The 18,944-nt window shown below is 62.9% G+C and carries 19 protein-coding genes; 10 read left to right on the top strand and 9 right to left on the bottom strand.

The features are described from left to right. The first annotated feature begins 46 nt into the window (after window positions 1-46). Complete coding sequence (locus tag BLU15_RS11140; RefSeq protein ID WP_034802459.1) at window positions 47-1,768, top strand: ABC transporter substrate-binding protein; 1,722 nt, start codon at window positions 47-49, stop codon at window positions 1,766-1,768. 116 nt (window positions 1,769-1,884) lie between these two features. On the opposite strand, the gene BLU15_RS11135 is transcribed toward BLU15_RS11140, so the two are convergent. Continuing rightward, window positions 1,885-2,340 (bottom strand): hypothetical protein, encoded by a 456-nt coding sequence (locus BLU15_RS11135; RefSeq protein ID WP_143034210.1) that lies wholly within the window; start codon window positions 2,338-2,340, stop codon window positions 1,885-1,887. A 334-nt stretch (window positions 2,341-2,674) separates the two neighbouring features. Between BLU15_RS11135 and BLU15_RS11130 the strand changes: the two genes are divergently transcribed. Further along, complete coding sequence (locus BLU15_RS11130) at window positions 2,675-4,159, top strand: nucleobase:cation symporter-2 family protein (protein WP_090295352.1); 1,485 nt, start codon at window positions 2,675-2,677, stop codon at window positions 4,157-4,159. Window positions 4,160-4,315: 156 nt separating this feature from the next. After that, window positions 4,316-5,227, top strand: coding sequence for a DMT family transporter (locus tag BLU15_RS11125; RefSeq protein ID WP_090295349.1), 912 nt, complete (start codon window positions 4,316-4,318; stop codon window positions 5,225-5,227). 61 nt (window positions 5,228-5,288) lie between these two features. Here BLU15_RS11125 and BLU15_RS11120 read toward each other — a convergent pair whose 3' ends face one another. Continuing rightward, on the bottom strand, window positions 5,289-5,717 hold the full coding sequence (locus BLU15_RS11120; protein WP_034802472.1) for a Fur family transcriptional regulator: 429 nt from the start codon (window positions 5,715-5,717) through the stop codon (window positions 5,289-5,291). Between the two features lie 120 nt (window positions 5,718-5,837). Here BLU15_RS11120 and BLU15_RS11115 point away from each other — a divergent pair, with 120 nt between their 5' ends. The 4 genes from BLU15_RS11115 to BLU15_RS11100 are packed head-to-tail and all read left to right on the top strand — an operon-like array spanning window position 5,838 to window position 9,380. Beyond that, window positions 5,838-6,743, top strand: coding sequence for a metal ABC transporter substrate-binding protein (locus BLU15_RS11115; RefSeq protein WP_034802475.1), 906 nt, complete (start codon window positions 5,838-5,840; stop codon window positions 6,741-6,743). Then, window positions 6,740-7,675 (top strand): manganese/iron ABC transporter ATP-binding protein, encoded by a 936-nt coding sequence (locus BLU15_RS11110; RefSeq protein ID WP_090295347.1) that lies wholly within the window; start codon window positions 6,740-6,742, stop codon window positions 7,673-7,675. Before BLU15_RS11115 ends, BLU15_RS11110 begins: the two co-directional genes overlap by 4 nt. Next, window positions 7,672-8,532, top strand: coding sequence for a metal ABC transporter permease (locus tag BLU15_RS11105; protein ID WP_090295344.1), 861 nt, complete (start codon window positions 7,672-7,674; stop codon window positions 8,530-8,532). Before BLU15_RS11110 ends, BLU15_RS11105 begins: the two co-directional genes overlap by 4 nt. Further along, window positions 8,529-9,380: a metal ABC transporter permease gene (locus tag BLU15_RS11100; RefSeq protein ID WP_060611074.1), complete on the top strand. Its 852-nt coding sequence runs from the start codon at window positions 8,529-8,531 to the stop codon at window positions 9,378-9,380. Before BLU15_RS11105 ends, BLU15_RS11100 begins: the two co-directional genes overlap by 4 nt. A 40-nt stretch (window positions 9,381-9,420) precedes the next feature. On the opposite strand, the gene BLU15_RS11095 is transcribed toward BLU15_RS11100, so the two are convergent. Both BLU15_RS11095 and BLU15_RS11090 read right to left on the bottom strand, forming a co-directional pair. Then, window positions 9,421-10,170 carry a F0F1 ATP synthase subunit A gene (locus tag BLU15_RS11095; protein WP_090295342.1) on the bottom strand — a complete coding sequence of 250 codons (750 nt, stop codon included), beginning with the start codon at window positions 10,168-10,170 and terminating at the stop codon, window positions 9,421-9,423. Between the two features lie 330 nt (window positions 10,171-10,500). Beyond that, window positions 10,501-11,406, bottom strand: a complete 906-nt coding sequence (locus BLU15_RS11090; RefSeq protein WP_090295339.1) for an aminoglycoside phosphotransferase family protein — start codon at window positions 11,404-11,406, stop codon at window positions 10,501-10,503. A 41-nt stretch (window positions 11,407-11,447) separates the two neighbouring features. On the opposite strand from BLU15_RS11090, the gene BLU15_RS39510 reads away from it, so the two are divergent. Both BLU15_RS39510 and BLU15_RS11085 read left to right on the top strand, forming a co-directional pair. Continuing rightward, window positions 11,448-11,609: a hypothetical protein gene (locus BLU15_RS39510; RefSeq protein WP_162731870.1), complete on the top strand. Its 162-nt coding sequence runs from the start codon at window positions 11,448-11,450 to the stop codon at window positions 11,607-11,609. 81 nt (window positions 11,610-11,690) lie between these two features. Beyond that, on the top strand, window positions 11,691-12,605 hold the full coding sequence (locus BLU15_RS11085) for a DUF6030 family protein (RefSeq protein ID WP_060521384.1): 915 nt from the start codon (window positions 11,691-11,693) through the stop codon (window positions 12,603-12,605). A 36-nt stretch (window positions 12,606-12,641) separates the two neighbouring features. Here BLU15_RS11085 and BLU15_RS11080 read toward each other — a convergent pair whose 3' ends face one another. Then, the gene (locus BLU15_RS11080) at window positions 12,642-13,073 is read right to left on the bottom strand and encodes an Lrp/AsnC family transcriptional regulator (protein WP_043619168.1); all 432 of its coding nucleotides are present in this window, start codon (window positions 13,071-13,073) and stop codon (window positions 12,642-12,644) included. A gap of 125 nt (window positions 13,074-13,198) precedes the next feature. Between BLU15_RS11080 and BLU15_RS11075 the strand changes: the two genes are divergently transcribed. Further along, window positions 13,199-14,302 carry a saccharopine dehydrogenase family protein gene (locus BLU15_RS11075; protein WP_034802496.1) on the top strand — a complete coding sequence of 368 codons (1,104 nt, stop codon included), beginning with the start codon at window positions 13,199-13,201 and terminating at the stop codon, window positions 14,300-14,302. Between the two features lie 86 nt (window positions 14,303-14,388). On the opposite strand, the gene BLU15_RS11070 is transcribed toward BLU15_RS11075, so the two are convergent. From BLU15_RS11070 to BLU15_RS11055, 4 genes are all read right to left on the bottom strand, one after another. Beyond that, a complete protein-coding gene (locus BLU15_RS11070) occupies window positions 14,389-15,816 on the bottom strand; it encodes a mannose-1-phosphate guanylyltransferase/mannose-6-phosphate isomerase (RefSeq protein WP_090295337.1) in 1,428 nt (475 codons plus the stop codon). Window positions 15,817-15,994: 178 nt separating this feature from the next. Then, entirely contained in the window at window positions 15,995-16,396 is a 402-nt protein-coding gene (locus BLU15_RS11065) for a F0F1 ATP synthase subunit epsilon (protein ID WP_034803086.1), read from the bottom strand. Window positions 16,397-16,516: 120 nt separating this feature from the next. Next, window positions 16,517-18,034: a F0F1 ATP synthase subunit beta gene (atpD, locus tag BLU15_RS11060; protein ID WP_034802502.1), complete on the bottom strand. Its 1,518-nt coding sequence runs from the start codon at window positions 18,032-18,034 to the stop codon at window positions 16,517-16,519. Between the two features lie 24 nt (window positions 18,035-18,058). Then, window positions 18,059-18,940: a F0F1 ATP synthase subunit gamma gene (locus tag BLU15_RS11055; RefSeq protein WP_034802504.1), complete on the bottom strand. Its 882-nt coding sequence runs from the start codon at window positions 18,938-18,940 to the stop codon at window positions 18,059-18,061. Between the last annotated feature and the right edge of the window lie 4 nt (window positions 18,941-18,944).

Below are 18,944 nucleotides of genomic sequence, written 5' to 3'. Positions count from 1 at the left end.
CCTCGAAAGATAAAGAACCGCATTCGCAAACCTAAGGGAGGGAATTATGCGACGGCATCTTTTGACTACGACGGCAGCTATGCTGCTGGCTTTCACCGGCAGCGCTTTTGCCGGCATGGACGAAGCCAAGAAATTCCTCGACAGCGAGATCGGCGACATGTCCTCGCTCGACCGCGCCGGCCAGGAAGCCGAAATGCAATGGTTCGTCGATGCGGCGAAGCCCTTTGCCGGCATGGAAATCAAGGTCGTTTCCGAAACGATCACCACCCATGAATACGAATCGAAGACCCTGGCCAAGGCCTTCTCCGACATCACCGGCATCAAGATCACCCACGACCTGATCGGCGAAGGCGACGTCGTCGAAAAGCTGCAGACGCAGATGCAGTCGGGCGAAAACGTCTATGACGCCTACATCAACGACTCGGATCTGATCGGTACCCATTGGCGCTACCAGCAGGCCCGCAGCCTGACCGACTTCATGGCCAATGAAGGCAAGGACGTCACCAACCCGAACCTCGACATCGACGACTTCATCGGCAAATCGTTCACGACAGCACCGGATGGCAAGCTCTACCAGCTTCCCGACCAGCAGTTCGCGAACCTCTACTGGTTCCGCTACGACTGGTTCAACGACGAGAAGAACAAGGCGGACTTCAAGGCGAAGTACGGCTACGACCTCGGCGTTCCGGTCAACTGGTCGGCCTATGAGGATATCGCCGAGTTCTTCACCGGTCGCGAAGTCGACGGCAAGAAAGTCTATGGCCACATGGACTACGGCAAGAAGGACCCGTCGCTCGGCTGGCGCTTCACCGACGCCTGGCTGTCGATGGCCGGCAACGGCGACAAGGGCATCCCGAACGGCAAGCCGGTCGACGAGTGGGGCATCAAGGTCGACGAAAACTCGCGCCCGGTCGGCTCCTGCGTTGCCCGCGGTGGCGACACCAACGGCCCGGCCGCTGTCTACTCCATCCAGAAGTATCTCGACTGGATGAAGGCCTACGCACCGGCAGCTGCGCAGGGCATGACCTTCTCGGAATCCGGCCCGGTTCCGTCGCAGGGCGAAGTCGCCCAGCAGATGTTCACCTACACGGCGTTCACCGCCGACTTCGTCAAGCCGGGCCTGCCCGTCGTCAACGAGGACGGCACGCCGAAGTGGCGTTTTGCTCCGAGCCCGCATGGCGTCTACTGGAAGGACGGCATGAAGCTCGGTTACCAGGACGCCGGTTCCTGGACGCTGCTGAAGTCCACGCCTGACGACCGCGCCAAGGCCGCCTGGCTCTATGCGCAGTTCGTGACCTCGAAGACCGTCGACGTGAAGAAGAGCCATGTCGGCCTCACCTTCATCCGCCAGTCGACGCTGGACCACAAGAGCTTCACGGACCGCGCTCCGAAGCTCGGCGGTCTGATCGAGTTCTACCGTTCGCCGGCCCGCCTGCAGTGGTCGCCGACCGGCACGAACGTTCCTGACTATCCGAAGCTGGCTCAGCTTTGGTGGCAGGCGATCGGCGATGCATCCTCGGGTGCCAAGACCGCTCAGGAAGCCATGGACTCGCTGTGCGCCGAGCAGGAGAAGGTTCTCTCCCGTCTCGAACGCTCGGGCGTTCAGGGCGACATCGGTCCGAAGCTCGCCGAAGAGCACGATCTCGAGTACTGGAACAAGGATGCCGTTTCCAAGGGCAACCTCGCTCCGCAGCTGAAGATCGAGAACGAGAAGGAAAAGCCGCAGACCGTCAACTACGACGATCTGGTCAAGAGCTGGCAGAAGTAAGAAACCAACGGCCGCCTGCAAAACGGGCGGCCCTCATCTCCTCGGGAGATGCGGCACCGGGGTCGGCAACGGCCCCGGTATTTCTTTGCCCATAGGCGTGAAAGGACCTGTCGCGCCTACATGTGGGCAAGCCGCAGGCGTCCGGATTTCTCGGATCGTCGCTTGTCGAAGATGGCCCTGACCGCCTGCGTCGAGCCATCATCCATCCGCACGCTCATATCCATGTGGAGATGCTCATCGACGATCGTGATGCGGATGTCGAACGGCTTGCCGCGATAGCGGCCGGCGCCGTCCTCGTTCCAGCGCCCGATGCCCGCAGCGCTCGAACCGCCGCCGACGCGCCCGAGATGGGTCACCGCGAACCATCCATCCCTCCCCGTCACCTTCAGCACGGGGCCGTTCCGCCGGATCTCGACCGAGCAGCTCTCGAAGTCACCGGCGCCGGACGTGACCTGCTGCCATTGCCCCTGGAAGCTGACGCCGCTCGCCCCGGCGATCGCCGGCCAGAGAACGATCAGCAACACGAAAAGCGCACGGCAGGGAGACGAAAAGGCCAATCTGCAAGATTTCATCGACATGATCCCCAACGAACCGCGGCGGAGCCTTCGCACCCGGCGCGACGAACCATCGTCGCTTCGCATTGCAGCAACGTTGCATCGTTGCTAGGATCAAGCTGTTCGTTGGCGCGCCTTGAGGCCTTCTTCGGCAATACCTGCCCGGTCGGCGCCGTTCGACGGTCAAATCCGAACCTTTCCCGCCCGGATCACCCCTCGACAACTTCCCCCGAAATCCGGAAAGTGTTTTCGTTCCGGCGATACTTGCGACATTCTGTCTCGACAACCGAAGATAGCGTTCCCCTGTTGGAGGACGGGGGCCGGACTGGTCGATGTAATGGGAGGAGGAACCATGAGCGACGTTTCCAGCATACACCCGGTGGACGAGAGGCTGCCCGTGGGCAGACTTGCGACCCTCGGGTTGCAGCATGTCCTTGTCATGTATGGCGGCGCCGTCGCGGTGCCCCTGATCGTCGGCCGCGCCTTGCAGCTCAGCCCCCAGGACGTCGCTTTCCTGATTTCCGCCGATCTTTTCGTTTGCGGCCTCGTCACCATCATCCAGTCGCTTGGCCTCGGCCGCAGCATCGGCATCCGGCTTCCGGTCATGATGGGCGTTACTTTCGCCTCGGTCGGCCCGATGGTCTCGATGGCGGCGATGACACCCGGGCAAGAGGGTGCCCGGATGATTTTCGGCGCCATCATCGGCGCCGGCCTCGTCGCGCTCCTGCTCGCGCCGGTCATGGGCCGGCTTCTGAGGTTCTTCCCCCCCGTCGTCACCGGCACGATCATTCTCGTCATCGGCGTTTCGCTGATGCGCGTCGGCGTGAACTGGATCTTCGGCAATCCCTTCGGTCCGACCGCACCCAAGCTCGTCGATCCGAGCCATGCGGAATGGCTGGCGGAGCTCAAGAAGGCCGCGGCCACCGGAGGCCCGGCGGTACCGGACGGCCTGGTGCTTGGCGCCAGCGTCCCGAACCCGCTCTACGCCGAGCCGAGCCACATTGCGCTGGCCGGCTTCGTGCTCCTCTCCATTCTCGTGATCACCCGCTTCGGCCGCGGACTGATCAGCAACATCGCGGTGCTGACCGGCGTGGTCGTCGGCTGCGTCGTCGCCGCAGCACTCGGCATGATGCATTTCGACCGGGTGGCCGATGCCGGCTGGTTCGCGGTGGTCACGCCGCTGCGCTTCGGCATGCCGATCTTCGATCCGGTGCTGATCGCCACCATGTCGCTGGTGATGATCGTCGTGATGATCGAATCGACCGGCATGTTCCTGGCACTCGGCGAAATCACCAATCGCGAAGTCTCGCGGCAGCAGTTGACGGCGGGGCTCAGGGTCGATGGCCTCGGCACCATGATCGGCGGCCTGTTCAACACCTTCCCCTACACGAGCTTCTCGCAGAATGTCGGGCTTGTCGGCGTCACCGGCGTCAAGAGCCGCTACGTCTGCGTGATGGGGGGCGTCATCATGATCGCGCTCGGCCTCATCCCGAAGATGGGCGCACTGGTCGAAGCGGTTCCGACCTTCGTGCTCGGCGGCGCCGGCCTGGTGATGTTCGGCATGGTCGCTGCGACCGGCGTGCGCATCCTGTCGACCGTCGATTTCAAGTCGTCGCGCAACAACCTGTTCGTGGTTGCCGTCTCGGTCGGCTTCGGCCTGATCCCGCTGATCGCGCCGAACTTCCTGATCTGGCTGCCGCATGCGATCCACCCGATCATCGAGTCCGGCATCGTGCTTGCCTCGATCTCGGCCGTCGTGCTCAACGCCTTCTTCAATGGCCTCAGCTTCGAAAGCACAGCCAGCGTCAACGCGGCCAAGCTCGCCGACAGCCATTGAGCCACCCGCAATCACGGAACCCCGGCTTTCCCACGAAAGCCGGGGTTTCGCTTTTTCACATCTCGGAGGATCCCGATACTTCGATCGCCAACGAAGCATCCGCCGTAAGCGTCGCGCTAGAACGATGGCAACAATGACGACAAGGATGCGATCCCGATGGCCAAGACCAACCTTTCTTTCGAACTCCTGCTGCTTCTTGCGCTCGCAACGCTCTGGGGCGCCTCCTACACCTTCATCAAGATCGGCATCGAGACCATTCCGCCGGTTACACTGATTGCCGCCCGCACCCTGATTGCCGGCGCGCTTCTTCTTGCCGTTCTGCGCTGGCGTGGTCTCAGCCTGCCGCGTGACGCGGCGACCTGGCGGCGCTTCCTGTTCCAGGCCTGCCTCAACAGCGTTGTGCCCTTCACGCTGATCGCCTGGGCCGAGCAGACGATCGATGCCGGCATCGCCTCGATCCTCAATGCGACGACGCCGATCTTCGCCTTCCTGATGACGGCGCTGATCACCCGCCACGAAGCGGTCACGGCCCGCAAGCTCGTTGGCATCGTCGCCGGCATGACCGGCATCAGCCTGATCATCGGCATGGAGGCCCTCGGCGGCCTCGGGGAACAGTTGCTGCCACAGTTGGCCGTGGTGCTCGCCACCGTCTGCTACGCGGGCGCCGCCATCTTCGGTCGCAGCTTCAAGGGACTCGACCCGATGATGCCCGCCGCCGGCTCGTTGATCGCAGGTGCTGCCCTGCTGATCCCGGTAAGCCTCGTCGTCGACAGGCCCTGGACGCTTGCGCCGTCGACGGAGTCGCTGCTGGCACTGCTCGGCCTCGCCGTCTTCTCGACCGCCCTTGCCTTTGCCATCTACTTCCGGCTGATCCAGACACTGGGCTCGGTCGGCGCCACGGCACAGGCCTATCTGCGCGTGCCGATCGGCGTTGCCATCGGCGCGCTCTTCCTCGGCGAACGGCTGTCGGACACCGCCTGGATCGGCCTTGGCTGCGTCATCGTCGGGGTCGCGGCCATGACCATTCCGGCGCGGCGACGCGTCGCCGCGATCGCCGACCGCGGCTGAGGCCACTTACGGATAAAGAGAAGAGATTGCGCGCGCCGTCTGGCGCGCCATTGCCGACGCCTCAGTCCTTGCGCTTGCGGCAGTAGAGTTCCAGCCGGTGACGTACGAGGTCATAGCCGAGTTCGGCGGCGATTTCCGCCTGAAGCTGCTCGATCTTGTCGGAGCGGAACTCGATCACCGCACCGGTGTCGATGTCGATCAGATGATCGTGGTGCGGCGCGTCGGCGGTCTCGAAGCGAGCGGTCGCACTCTCAAAGGCATGGCGCTGCACCACGCCCTGTTGCTCAAGCGCAGACAACGTCCGGTAGACCGTCGATAGCGAGACGGTGGCGTCGATTTCCTTCGCCCGGCGATGCAGTTCGTTTGCATCCGGATGGTCTTCGGCGGTGGCGAGGATCTTCAGAATAGCGGCACGCTGGCGCGTCACGCGCACGCCGCCATCCCTCAACACGCCTTCCAGTTCTTCGACACGATTCTTGTTCTGTTTCATGGTCGTACACTAGCCAAGGGCACGGCCTTTGAAAATAGCTAGTTGCGAATGCTTCTCATTTGCATTGACTTATGCAAATCATTCCCCTACTCCTGTGAGCATCAACACTGGGAGTAGAGAATGATCGATCAGACGAGGCGCGCGATCCTGGCGGCAATGACGGCCGTCGCAGCCATTGCGCTCGTTCCAGGCGCCGCTTACGCGCAGGAGAAATTCAAGGCAGTGACGACTTTTACGGTCATTGCCGACATGGCAAAGAACGTCGCGGGCGACGCGGCCATCGTCGAATCGATCACCAAGCCGGGCGCCGAGATCCACAACTACCAGCCGACGCCGCGCGATATCCTGAAGGCGCATGACGCCAAGCTGATCCTCTGGAATGGCCTGAACCTGGAGCGCTGGTTCGAGAAATTCTTCCAGAACTTCGACGATGTTCCCGGTGTCGTCGTCTCGACCGGCATCGACCCCATGGGCATTGCCGAGGGCCCCTATACCGGCAAGCCCAATCCGCATGCCTGGATGTCGCCATCGGCCGCGTTGATCTATGTCGACAACATCCGCGACGCCTTCGTGAAGTATGACCCTGATAATGCCGAGACCTACAAGGCCAATGCCGAGGCCTATAAGCAGAAGATCGAGGCGACCATTGCACCGATCCGCGCCGAGATCGCCAAGATCCCCGAGGACAAGCGCTGGCTGGTCTCGAGCGAAGGCGCCTTCAGCTACCTGATCCGCGATTTCGGAATGAAGGAACTCTATCTCTGGCCGATCAACGCCGACCAGCAGGGTACCCCGCAGCAGGTCCGCAAGGTGATCGACGCCGTCCGGGCGAACCATATCCCTGTGGTCTTCTCCGAAAGCACGATTTCGCCGGACCCGGCAGAACAAGTGGCGCGCGAGACCGGTGCAAAATACGGCGGTGTGCTCTACGTTGATTCCTTGAGCGAAGCGGACGGCCCGGTTCCGACCTATGTCGACCTGCTGCGCGTCACATCGGAAACCATCGCCAAGGGTCTTGCACAATGAACCTTCAGGTGAAGACGCGCTCCGGGCCAGCACCTTCTTCCGGTGAGCAAGGAAGCGGCATCCGCGTCGCGGGTGCCACCGTCACCTACCGCAACGGCCTGCGGGCGCTGCTTGACGCCAGCTTCGAGATCCCGACCGGCACGATCACCGCGCTCGTCGGCGTCAACGGCAGCGGCAAGTCGACGCTGTTCAAGGCGATCATGGGTTTTGCCCGCCTGTCGCGCGGCGAGATCGCGATCCTCGGTCTTTCCGTGCCGGACGCGCTGAAGAAAAACCTCGTCGCCTATGTGCCGCAGGCCGAAGAAGTCGACTGGAACTTCCCGGTGCTGGTCGAGGACGTGGTCATGATGGGCCGTTACGGCCACATGAACATGTTGCGCATCCCGAAGAAAGTCGATCACGAAGCGGTCGAGGCAGCCCTTGCCCGCGTCGGCATGAGCGACTACCGCAAGCGCCAGATCGGCGAACTCTCCGGCGGCCAGAAGAAGCGCGTCTTCCTCGCACGCGCCCTTGCCCAGGACGGCAAGGTCATCCTGCTCGACGAACCCTTCACCGGCGTCGACGTCAAAACCGAGGACGCGATCATTCGGCTTTTGATCGGCCTTCGCGACGAGGGCCGGGTCATGCTGGTCTCGACCCACAATCTCGGCAGCGTACCGGAATTCTGCGACCGCACCGTGCTTCTGAAGAACACCGTGCTCGCCTATGGCCCGACCGAGACGACCTTCACCCGCGAGAACCTCGAGCTCGCCTTCGGCGGCGTGCTGCGGCACTTCGTGCTCGGCGGCGATAGCCTGCACGACGACGCCGATCCCCGCCAGCTTGCCGTCATCACCGACGACGAGCGTCCGCTCGTCATGTATGGCGACAAGGACCGCATGGTGGCGCAACCGGCAAAGCCCGAGACCAACGGGGAACAGAACGGCAAATGATCGCCACGCTCTCCGAACCCTTCACCTACGGCTACATGCTCAACGCCATGTGGGTGAGCGCACTGGTCGGCGGCGTCTGCGCCTTCCTGTCCTCCTATCTGATGCTGAAAGGCTGGTCGCTGATCGGCGACGCGCTCTCGCACTCGATTGTGCCCGGCGTTGCCGGCGCCTACATGCTCGGCCTGCCCTTCTCGCTCGGCGCCTTCTTCTCCGGGGCCCTTGCCGCCGGCGCCATGCTGTTTCTCAATCAGCGCACAAGGCTCAAGGAAGACACGATCATCGGGCTGATCTTCACCTCCTTCTTCGGCCTCGGCCTCTTCATGGTCTCGCTGTCGCCGACGTCGGTGAACATCCAGACAATCGTGCTCGGCAACATCCTGGCGATCACGCCCGCCGACACGCTGCAATTGGCGATCATCGGCATCGTCTCGCTCATCATCCTGACGGCCAAGTGGAAGGACCTGATGGTGACCTTCTTCGACGAGAGCCACGCCCGCTCGATCGGCATCCCGACGACCTTCCTCAAGGTCTTGTTCTTCACGCTGCTTTCGGCCTGCACGGTCGCGGCCCTCCAGACCGTCGGCGCCTTTCTCGTCATCGCCATGGTCGTAACACCGGGCGCCACCGCCTATTTGCTGACGGATCGTTTTCCGCGGCTGATCCTCATCAGCGTCGCCATCGGCACGCTGACGAGCTTCTTCGGCGCCTATTTCAGCTATTTCCTCGATGGCGCCACCGGCGGCATCATCATTGTGCTACATACGCTGATCTTCCTCACGGCCTTCGTCTTTGCCCCGAAGCACGGGCTTCTGGCCGCGCGCCGGCGCGGCGCCGAACCGGTGGAGGCCGGCCGATGATCTCGCTCGACATGATGCTTGCCGTGTTCGAATTCGAGTTCATGCGCAACGCGCTTTTGATCTCGGTGCTGGTGGCGATCCCGACCGCGATGCTCTCCTGCTTCCTGGTGCTGAAGGGCTGGTCGCTGATGGGCGATGCGATCTCACATGCCGTCTTTCCCGGCGTGGTGATCTCCTACATCGTCGGCCTGCCGCTCGCCGTCGGTGCCTTTGCCGCCGGCATGTCCTGCGCGCTGCTCACCGGCTATCTCAAGGAAAACAGCCGCATCAAGCAGGATACCGTCATGGGCGTGGTCTTCTCCGGCATGTTCGGTTTCGGCCTGGTGCTCTACACCAAGATCCAGAGCGACGTGCACCTCGATCACATCCTCTTCGGCGACATGCTCGGCATCGGCTGGCCGGACATTGTCGAGACCGGCGCGATCGCGCTCGTCGCCGCCGGCATCCTCGCGGTCAAGTGGCGGGATTTCCTGCTGCATGCCTTCGACCCGGCCCAGGCCAAGGCGGTCGGCCTGCCGGTCAACTGGCTGCACTATGGGCTGCTGGCGATCCTGTCGCTAACGATTGTCGGTGCGCTGAAGGCGGTGGGGCTGATCCTCGCCATCGCCATGCTGATCGCGCCCGGCGCCATCGCCTTCCTGATCACCCGGACAATGGGCATGATGCTCATCGTCGCCGTGCTGATCGCGATGACGGCGTCCTTCACCGGCGTCTATCTGTCCTTCTTCATCGACAGCGCGCCGGCGCCGACCATCGTGCTCCTGATGACCGCAATGTTCCTGATGGCCTTCGCCTGGTCGTCCTGGCGGACCTACCGCAACGAAGCCCGGCGCGTGGCGGCCGAATGAAAAAGAGGCTCCCCTTGGCGGGGGAGCCTCTTGCCTTTTCTCAGTGGCTCGGATGCAGCGCGTCGTTGAGATACATGCAGGTCAGCATGGTGAAGATATAGGCCTGGATCAGGGCCATCAGCAGCTCCAGCCCCGTCAGCGCCACCGTCATCAGCAGGGGCATGATCGCCGCCAGAATGCCAAGCGCGCCGAAACCGCTCAAGCCCACGACGAAGCCGGCGAAAACCTTGAGCGTGATATGACCGGCGAGCATGACCGCGAACAGACGGACCGAGTGGCTGACCGGGCGCGACAGGTAGGAGACCACCTCGATCGGGATGATGATCGGTGCCAGGATCAACGGCACGCCTGAGGGCATGAACAGCCTGAGAAAGCCGAGGCCGTGCCGGTAGAGGCCGTAGAGCGTGACCGTCAGGAACACCAGCATCGCCAGCGCGAAGGTGACGGCGATATGGCTCGTTACCGTGAAGGCATAGGGAAACATGCCGATCAGGTTGGCGGTCAGGATGAACATGAACAGCGAGAACACCAGCGGGAAGAAGCGCATGCCCTTTTCGCCGGCGTTGTCGCGCAAAGTCTTTGCCGCAAACTCATAGAGGATTTCGGCAGCCGACTGCGCCCGGTTCGGCACGAGGCCGCGTCTCCTGGTCGACAGGATCAGGAAGAGGCTGGCGATCGCGATCGTCAGCACCATGTAGGCGGCCGAGTTGGTAAAGCTGATCTGGTGGCCGCCGACTTCGGCGATTGGGAAGAGCGACTTGATCTCAAATTGTTCGATGGGTCCGGCCATCATCAACCTCGTGCGTTGGTGACGAAACGTCGGCGGCGCGCGCAGGCGGCCACCTGCGCGCTTCAATATGTTGGGAAAGCGATCGGCGGCCGAGATCGTTCCACGAAACGATGGCTTCCGGCGGGGCAATTGGGCTGCTCGATGAAGGAATTGGTCACGCGGACGTGCCGCGGGCTACAGGGCTGCATGGTACGATCGTCTCCAATATCTCGGTCGAGATAATGGGGCCGTCCCCAGGCGAAACACCGACGCGGGTCGTCCCGCGTCCGCCTGACCTAGAGGCAATTTGCGCCGGGGTCAAGTCGGCGCTTGGCCGCCGCGCAACCGGTCTCAGCCGTAGCGACGGTGATCCGCAAGCACCTCGTCGATCACCACGCGCTGCTTTGCCTTTTCGCTCGCGGGCGCGCCAGTCATGTCGGCAAGGACGATCAGCGCCTTCCACAGCGTCCAGCCGCGGCCGCGCGCCCAGGCGCCGCGATCGAGAGCCATGCCGTCGCGGAAAACCTCGCGGCTCTCGCCGTCGAAAAACGTCCAGGCGATCGCCAGATCGCAGGCCGGATCCCCGACGCCGGAGGTGCCGAAGTCGATGACGCCGCTCAAGCTGCCGTTCTCGACCAGCAGGTTGCCCCAGGCGATATCGCCGTGAAACCAGACAGGCGCTCCTTCGAAAGACGCGGCAAGTGCGGCCTCCCACACCTCTGCTGCCACTGTCGTATCGACATTGTCCGCAAGCAGCGTGAGCGCCTGACGCGTCTGCGCGTCATAGAAGGCGGGCGGTCCGCCGCGATGGAAATTGTGATCGCCGGGCAAGGGTGCCCCGATGGCATCCGCTTGCATCAGCGCGCGCAGGAACCGCGCCAGGTCCTTCGCCACCTGACTGACATCGTCGACCCGCTCGACAGCCAGTGTTTGCCCGGGGAGATAACGATAGACCGACCAGGGCCAGGGAAAACCTTCTCCCGGCACGCCCTTGCCGAGAGGCACCGGAATGGGCAGCGGCAGTTGCGACGCCAGCAGCGGCAGCCAGCGATGTTCCTTTTCGACCTGCAGAACGTAGTGTTCGGCGCTCGGCAACCGGACGGTCATCCGGTCGCCGAGGCGAAACGTCCGGTTATCCCAGCCGCCCGGTTCGATCGGCCGTACGTCGAGTTCCGACCATTGCGGAAACTGCGCCGCGAGCAGCCGGCGCACCAGTGGTACGTCGATCGAGGGAGTTGCGGATGTCGGCTCTGTCATGACGAACGTACGCCCCGTTTGAATGTCTGCGGACGCAAGCTATGCAATCGCTTCCGGATTTCAACTTTTTAGTTCACGCCGACAACCATTCACCGGCGCGTTGCACCGGGATGCAACAGTCGCCGCGCGGTTATCGGCGGTTGCATATTGCCGTCGCGACGGATTTCGAGGATGAAGAAAGCTTGGACATCTTGCTAGCCTGAGATCATGGAAACCCGGCAGACCGATCGCCCTTCGCTGGAGGCTCCGCAGCTCATCGCCCATCATCGGGCGGGCGAGGCTGCATGAGCACGGCCAAGGGCAAGACGCCCGCCGGCAAGCCGGCCCGCAGCACCGGTCTGCGCTTCTTCATCGTGGCCCTGCTGCTGATCGTCACCGCAATCGTCGCGACGGCCCTGCTCGCCAACGAGCAGCGCAATCTGAAAAGGGTTCTGCTCGCATTCGGCCTGCCGACGACCTTCCTCGAACGGGGAAAGCCAGACGAGACGACGGGCACGAAGCGCGCGAGGCGCGTGCCACCGCGCATCGCCCTGCCCGCCTGGACCTTCCAGGATCTGCAGACGCCGGAGCAGCCGTTCCTGCGCGCCATCCGCAGCGACCCCAAGGCGCTTTGCGACGAGTTGCGCGACGCCGGGTTTCGGGAACTCGAATGGAAATCGAGCGCCGGCGAACAGGCCCAATGGGAATGCTCCTCGCTCATTTCCTTCCCCCGGCCGGGCGAGGACAAACCCTCCTCGATCTTCATCTTCGTCAAGGGCAGCGGCGAGGAAGAGATCTCATCGTTCCGGGTCAAGCTCAACATCGAGCGCCAGGAGGACAGCCAGGCGGTGACGACGGCGGCGGCCCGCGCGGCATCCGTGTTCCTCGACCACGTGCGCTGGGCGGATGCGGCCAGCGTCACCTTGCAGATCCAGGCGCTGAGGGAATTCGACCTCAAGCGCTTCGGCAGCCGCATCCAGCTCAAGCGTGAATCCGACGAGGAGACGCAGCGCTACAATTTCCTCGCCAATCAACCCGCCCGCGCCCGCCCGAAGAACATTGCCGAACAATATTTCGACCGCAGCAAGTGGCTCGCCTATGGCGATGGCAGCCTGCGCAGTTTCGTTCGGGGGCCGAGCGCCTGGAACGCTCCAGCCAAGGTGCCCGACGGAACGGGTAGCAACAAAGAGGAATCCGCGCCGTCCGCTAGCCCACCCTGACGGCCGCGTCGCTTGTCGCTTGAGCCGAAGGACGGCCTAGCGGTCGATCCGCGTCGAGAGGATGATCGACGACAGCGTCCGGTCGACACCGTCGATTTCGCCGATCCGATCGATCAGCAGATCGAGTTCGCTGATCGACGTCGCGGCGACCACGGCGATCAGATCGAAGCTGCCGCTGACCGAATGCAGCGTCTGGATTTCCCGGATGGCGCTCAGTTCTGGGGTCACGCGCGAGAGCGCCCGCGGCGCAATGGTGATCAGCACATGCGCCTTGACTAGCCCCTTCTCGTAGCTTTCCGAGAGGCGCACGCCATAGCCGGCGATGATGCCTTCGCGCTCCAACCGCTCGATACGGGCCTGCACCGTCGTGCGCGACAGACCAAGCCTTCGGGCAATCGTCGCCGTCGGCATGCGGGCGTTCTCGCTCAAGATGGCGAGAAGCTCGCGATCCTTGTCGGTGATCTGCATTTCGTCGATCCTGTTGGGCAATCTGCCGAATTTAGATAGGCGATTTAGTCATATCAGCGCTTCAAATCAACAGCCCCTCCCGCGACAATAGAGACACAAACAGTTCTCATACCCCGGGGGAAAGAATGAAGAATATCGTCGTCATCGGAGCAGGCAAGATCGGCTCCACCATCGCTCGCATGCTGGCCCACACCGGCGACTACAGCGTCTGCGTCGCCGACCGCGCCGCCGAGCAGCTGGAACAGGTCGAAAAGCATGCCGCGATCACGACGGCAACCGTCGACATCGGCGACAAGAAGGCGCTCGTCGCCCTTCTCTCCGGCAAGTTTGCCGTGCTCAGCGCCGCTCCGTTCCACCTGACGGTCGCAATCGCCGAAGCCGCTGCCGAAGCCGGCATCCACTACCTGGATCTTACCGAAGACGTCGAATCCACCCGCCAGGTCAAGGCGATCGCCGCCAAGGCGAACACCGCCTTCATCCCCCAGTGCGGCCTCGCACCGGGCTTCATCTCGATCGTCGCCAACGATCTCGCCAGCCGCTTCCAGACGCTGGAAAGCGTGCGCATGCGCGTCGGCGCCCTACCGCAGTACCCGTCGAACGCTCTGAACTACAACCTCACCTGGAGCACCGACGGCGTCATCAACGAATACATCGAGCCCTGCGAGGCGATCGTTGAGAGCAACCTGATCGAAGTTCCGGCCATGGAAGAGCGCGAAGAATTCTCGCTCGATGGCGTCACCTACGAAGCCTTCAACACCTCGGGCGGCCTCGGCACGCTCTGCGAGACGCTGAAGGGCAAGGTCCGCACGCTGAACTACAAGACGATCCGCTACCCGGGTCACGCAGCCATCATGAAGGCGCTGCTGAACGACCTCGGCCTGCGTCACCGCCGCGAAGTCCTCAAGGACATCTTCGAAAATTCGCTACCGACCACCACCCAGGACGTCGTCGTGATCTTCGTTACCGTTTCGGGCTTCCGCGACGGTCGCCTGATCCAGGAAACCTACGCCAACAAGGTCTATAGCGGCGTCGTTGCCGGTCGCATGCAGAGCGGCATCCAGATCACCACGGCCGGCAGCATCTGTGCCGTGCTCGATCTGCTCGCCGAAGGCAAGATCGCCCAGAAGGGTTTCGTTCGTCAGGAAGACATCGGCCTCGACACCTTCCTCGCCAACCGCTTCGGTCACTACTACGCCCAGAAGGGCGAGAGCGCGCGCGTCGCCGGCTGAGCCAATCAGTCCTGACGCGCCGACTTCAATGCCCGGGTTCAGCCCGGGCATTTTTCGTTTCACGGTCCGCCAACGATGCGATGCGCTTAGTTGCGGCCGAATTCGTCTTCAATGCGAACGGTGTCGTCGTCGCCGAGATAGGAGCCGGTCTGCACCTCGATCAGCTCGAGCGGAATCTTGCCCGGGTTGTGCAGCCGGTGCACCGTGCCCTGCGGAATGAACACGGACTCGTTCTCGTGCAGGAGCCGCGTCTCGCCGCCCATAGTGATCTCCGCCGTGCCGCGCACGACGATCCAGTGCTCGGCGCGGTGATGGTGCTTCTGCAGGGAGATCTTCTTGCCGGGCGTCACACGCAGCCGCTTCACCGAGAAGCGCTCGCCGTCGGAAAGCGCGGCCACCGCGCCCCAGGGACGGTAGGCAGTGGGGTGCACTTCCGTCAGCGCTGCGGTTTTGGGAGAACGCGCGAGCGCCTTGACGATATGGCCGACGCTCTGGCTGTCGTCTAGCCGCCCGACATAGACGGCGTCCTCGCCGGCGATGACGGCCACGTCTTCCAACCCCTGCACCGCCAGGTGAATGTCGCGTGACAGAACCAGCGAGTTGCGGGTGTTCGACACCGTCGCCCGGTCCGTGACGACATTGCCGTCGTCATCCTTGCGCCCGGTCTTCCACACCGCATCCCAGCTTCCGAGATCCGACCAGGGGAAGGACGACGGCACAACGGCTGCATGGTCGGTCTTTTCGAACACGGCGTAGTCGACGGAAATATCCGGAGCGGCTGCAAAGCTCTCGCCGTGCAGCCGGGTGAAATCGAGATCCTTGTAGGCACCTTCGACCGCAGCCTTCGCTGCGTCGAAGACTTCGGGCGCAAAGCGCTTCAACTCGTCGAGGAAGAGCGTCACCGGCAGCATGAACAGGCCGGAGTTCCAGAGATAGCGCCCGGTCGCGATCATCGACTCGGCTTTCGCCCGATCCGGCTTCTCGACAAAACGCACCACCCGGTTCGTACCTTCGGCCAGCTCGTCGCCACACTCGATATAGCCGTAACCGGTGGCCGGCTCGGTCGGCGTGATGCCGAAGGTCACCAGCTCTCCCCGCCCGGCGGCCGCCTGCGCTCTCAGGATGCAGTCCTCGTAGAGGACGCCGGCATCGATCTCGTGATCGGAGGCGAGCACCTGCATGATCGCCCCTTCGCCGTAGCGGCCAAGGACTGCAAAGGCGGCGGCGGCAAGGGCCGGTGCGGTGTTGCGCGCCACCGGCTCCAAGAGGATGTCGCCGAGCTCAGCCTCGATCGTACGGGCTTGCTCGGCGACGATGAAGCGAAAGTCGCTGTTGGTGACAACGATGGCAGGTTCGTATCGCGTGCGGTCGCCCACGCGTTCGAGCGTCTGCTGGAACAGCGATCGCTCGGAAAGAATCTGCAGGAACTGCTTGGGCGCGGCGGAGCGCGAGAGCGGCCACAGTCGGGTGCCCTTTCCGCCGGCCATGATGACAGGAACAATCTTCGACGTCATGCCAGCGGTCTCTCTTCCTAGGCTGAACGATGCCGGCTCAGTACAGCAGCTCTAATGAAGAATGGCTAAAGCGGCCGGTCCGGCTGCTATTGGTTACAAGATCGGACAAAACAGGCAACAAAAAACCCCGCTCGAGGGCGGGGCTTTCTCATTCGCTTCACCCTTCCGGGTGTCCCTTTCAGGCCGGGATCACGATCTCGCCGAGCTTCGTCAGTTCGGCGACGAACTGCTCCAGACGGGTCTTCTTTTCGTCGCCGGCGCCTTCCAGCTCGGCACGAACCGCGTCGATACGGCTTTCGAGAGCCGTGCGGTCGAGTTCATCGACATGAACGGCGGATTCGGCGAGCAGCGTGCAGCCGGTCGGCAGGATGTCGGCAAAGCCGCCAAACACCGCAAAGCGCTCCGTCTTGCCGTCGGCCAGCTTCACCGTGACCACGCCGGGCTTCACCGTCGTCATCGTCGGCGCGTGATTGGCCATCACGGTCATCTCGCCCTCGGTCGCCGGGATGACGACTTCCGTCACCTTTTCAGAGACGAGCAGGCGCTCGGGGGAAACAAGCTCAAAGTTGAAATCGGCCATGACCATTCACTTCTTGTGGGCGCGCCACCTGAGAGGCGGCTGTGCATGTCTTCCCTATCCTTGCGAAAGGACAGGATGAAAGCCTCGGCGCTTGTGCAGCGCCGAGGCTTAACAGTGCTATCAAGCGGCTTCGGCAGCCAGCTTCTTGGCCTTTTCAATCGCTTCTTCGATCGAGCCAACCATGTAGAAGGCAGCTTCCGGCAGGTGGTCGTACTCGCCGTTGACCAGGCCCTTGAAGCCCTTGATCGTGTCTTCGAGAGCGACGAGCTTGCCCGGCGAACCGGTGAAGACTTCGGCGACGAAGAACGGCTGCGACAGGAAGCGTTCGATCTTACGAGCGCGGGCAACGGCCAGCTTGTCTTCTTCAGACAGTTCGTCCATGCCCAGGATGGCGATGATGTCCTGGAGCGCCTTGTAGCGCTGCAGGGTCGTCTGCACCTTACGCGACACTTCATAGTGCTCTTCGCCGACGATCATCGGGTCGAGCATGCGCGAGGTCGAGTCGAGCGGGTCAACGGCCGGGTAGATACCCTTTTCGGCGATCGAGCGCGACAGAACGGTCGTTGCGTCCAGGTGGGCGAACGAGGTTGCCGGTGCCGGGTCGGTCAAGTCGTCGGCCGGAACGTAGATGGCCTGAACCGAGGTGATCGAGCCCTTGGTCGTCGTGGTGATGCGTTCCTGCATCTGACCCATGTCGGTCGCCAGCGTCGGCTGGTAACCCACGGCCGACGGAATACGGCCGAGCAGAGCCGACACTTCGGAACCTGCCTGGGTGAAGCGGAAGATGTTGTCGACGAAGAACAGAACGTCCTGGCCCTTGTCGCGGAAGTCTTCAGCGATCGTCAGACCCGTCAGGGCGACACGAGCGCGGGCGCCCGGCGGTTCGTTCATCTGGCCGTACACGAGAGCAGCCTTGGAGCCTGCGCCACCGCCGTGCTTGTTAACGCCGGACTCGATCATTTCGTGGTAAAGGTCGTTGCCTTCGCGGGTACGTTCACCCACGCCTGCGAACACCGAGTAACCACCGTGCGCCTTGGCGACGTTGTTGATCAGTTCCATGATGAGAACGGTCTTGCCGACGCCTGCGCCGCCGAAGAGGCCGATCTTGCCGCCCTTTGCGTAAGGAGCGAGAAGGTCGACGACCTTGATGCCGGTGACGAGGATCTGCGCTTCCGTCGACTGCTCGACGTAGGACGGCGCTTCCTGGTGGATGGCGCGCTTGCCCGAGGTGACGAGCGGGCCTGCTTCGTCAACCGGCTCGCCGATGACGTTCATGATACGGCCGAGCGTTTCGTCGCCAACCGGAACCGTGATCGGTGCGCCGGTGTCGGTGACCGACTGGCCGCGGACGAGACCTTCGGTCGAGTCCATGGCGATCGTACGGACGGCGTTTTCGCCGAGGTGCTGTGCGACTTCGAGAACGAGGCGGTTACCGTTGTTGTCGGTTTCCAGCGCGTTCAGGATCTGCGGAAGCTGGCCTTCATCGAACGCGACGTCGACGACGGCGCCGATGACCTGCGTTACGCGACCGACAGCGCCGGTTGCGGCTGCTGCTGCGGTCTTGGCGGAAGCTGCCTTCCTCGGTGCAGCGGGCTTCTTCTCCGCTGCGGTTTCTTTCGGGGTAGCTGCCTTAGCCATAATCCTTACCCTCTTCTCGTGACCTTAGAGCGCTTCCGCGCCCGAGATGATTTCAATGAGTTCCTTGGTGATCTGAGCCTGGCGCTGACGGTTGTAGTTCAGCGTCAGCTTGTTGATCATCTCACCAGCATTGCGCGTCGCGTTATCCATCGCGCTCATCTTGGCGCCCATTTCGCCGGCGACGTTCTCGAGCAAGGCCCGGAAGATCTGCACCGAAATGTTGCGCGGAATGAGATCGCTGAGGATCGCGCCCGCGTCCGGCTCATATTCGTAGACAGCGGAAGCATCCGATGCTTCCGCTGCGACCGGGCCGGCCGAAGCGGGGATCAGCTGCTGAGCCGTCGGAATCTGGGCGATAACGGACTTGAACTCAGAATAGAACAGCGTGCAGACATCGAACTCGCCCTTTTCGAAGAGCGCGATGATCTTGTGGCCAATCTGGTCGGCGTTTTCAAAGCCGATCTTCTTGACCTCACGCAGGTCGACACGATCGATGATCAGCGACGCGTATTCGCGGCGCAGAATATCGAAGCCCTTCTTGCCGACGCAGATGATCTTGACCGTCTTGCCGGCTGCAAGCAGCTTGCGAACGTGGTCGCGGGCATGACGGGCGATCTGCGAGTTGAAGCCGCCGCAAAGGCCGCGTTCAGCCGTGCAGACGACCAGAAGGTGCGTATCGTCCTTGCCGGTTCCGGTCATCAGCGCAGGCGCGCTGTCGTCCGCGCCAACCGCCTGGGCGATGTTGGCGAGAACGGCAGCCATACGCTGCGAGTAAGGCCGGGCGGCCTCGGCCGCCTCCTGCGCGCGCCGAAGCTTCGCCGCGGCGACCATTTTCATCGCCTTGGTGATCTTCTGCGTCGCCTTGACGGAGGCGATCCGGTTCTTCAGATCCTTAAGTGAAGGCATCCGT

The organism is Ensifer sp. YR511 (genome assembly GCF_900103045.1).
Lineage (GTDB): Bacteria > Pseudomonadota > Alphaproteobacteria > Rhizobiales > Rhizobiaceae > Ensifer > Ensifer adhaerens.
The sequence above is the reverse complement of the archived record's forward strand: the minus strand, read 5'-3'. Positions and strand labels throughout refer to the sequence as shown.

Excerpts from the sequence above, each read along its gene's own strand:
- BLU15_RS11140 (WP_034802459.1), top strand. The coding sequence starts at position 47 with ATGCGACGGCATCTTTTGACTACGACGGCAGCTATGCTGCTGGCTTTC.
- BLU15_RS11135 (WP_143034210.1), bottom strand. The coding sequence starts at position 2,340 with ATGAAATCTTGCAGATTGGCCTTTTCGTCTCCCTGCCGTGCGCTTTTC.
- BLU15_RS11130 (WP_090295352.1), top strand. The coding sequence starts at position 2,675 with ATGAGCGACGTTTCCAGCATACACCCGGTGGACGAGAGGCTGCCCGTG.
- BLU15_RS11125 (WP_090295349.1), top strand. The coding sequence starts at position 4,316 with ATGGCCAAGACCAACCTTTCTTTCGAACTCCTGCTGCTTCTTGCGCTC.
- BLU15_RS11120 (WP_034802472.1), bottom strand. The coding sequence starts at position 5,717 with ATGAAACAGAACAAGAATCGTGTCGAAGAACTGGAAGGCGTGTTGAGG.
- BLU15_RS11115 (WP_034802475.1), top strand. The coding sequence starts at position 5,838 with ATGATCGATCAGACGAGGCGCGCGATCCTGGCGGCAATGACGGCCGTC.
- BLU15_RS11110 (WP_090295347.1), top strand. The coding sequence starts at position 6,740 with ATGAACCTTCAGGTGAAGACGCGCTCCGGGCCAGCACCTTCTTCCGGT.
- BLU15_RS11105 (WP_090295344.1), top strand. The coding sequence starts at position 7,672 with ATGATCGCCACGCTCTCCGAACCCTTCACCTACGGCTACATGCTCAAC.
- BLU15_RS11100 (WP_060611074.1), top strand. The coding sequence starts at position 8,529 with ATGATCTCGCTCGACATGATGCTTGCCGTGTTCGAATTCGAGTTCATG.
- BLU15_RS11095 (WP_090295342.1), bottom strand. The coding sequence starts at position 10,170 with ATGGCCGGACCCATCGAACAATTTGAGATCAAGTCGCTCTTCCCAATC.
- BLU15_RS11090 (WP_090295339.1), bottom strand. The coding sequence starts at position 11,406 with ATGACAGAGCCGACATCCGCAACTCCCTCGATCGACGTACCACTGGTG.
- BLU15_RS39510 (WP_162731870.1), top strand. The coding sequence starts at position 11,448 with ATGCAATCGCTTCCGGATTTCAACTTTTTAGTTCACGCCGACAACCAT.
- BLU15_RS11085 (WP_060521384.1), top strand. The coding sequence starts at position 11,691 with ATGAGCACGGCCAAGGGCAAGACGCCCGCCGGCAAGCCGGCCCGCAGC.
- BLU15_RS11080 (WP_043619168.1), bottom strand. The coding sequence starts at position 13,073 with ATGCAGATCACCGACAAGGATCGCGAGCTTCTCGCCATCTTGAGCGAG.
- BLU15_RS11075 (WP_034802496.1), top strand. The coding sequence starts at position 13,199 with ATGAAGAATATCGTCGTCATCGGAGCAGGCAAGATCGGCTCCACCATC.
- BLU15_RS11070 (WP_090295337.1), bottom strand. The coding sequence starts at position 15,816 with ATGACGTCGAAGATTGTTCCTGTCATCATGGCCGGCGGAAAGGGCACC.
- BLU15_RS11065 (WP_034803086.1), bottom strand. The coding sequence starts at position 16,396 with ATGGCCGATTTCAACTTTGAGCTTGTTTCCCCCGAGCGCCTGCTCGTC.
- atpD (WP_034802502.1), bottom strand. The coding sequence starts at position 18,034 with ATGGCTAAGGCAGCTACCCCGAAAGAAACCGCAGCGGAGAAGAAGCCC.
- BLU15_RS11055 (WP_034802504.1), bottom strand. The coding sequence starts at position 18,940 with ATGCCTTCACTTAAGGATCTGAAGAACCGGATCGCCTCCGTCAAGGCG.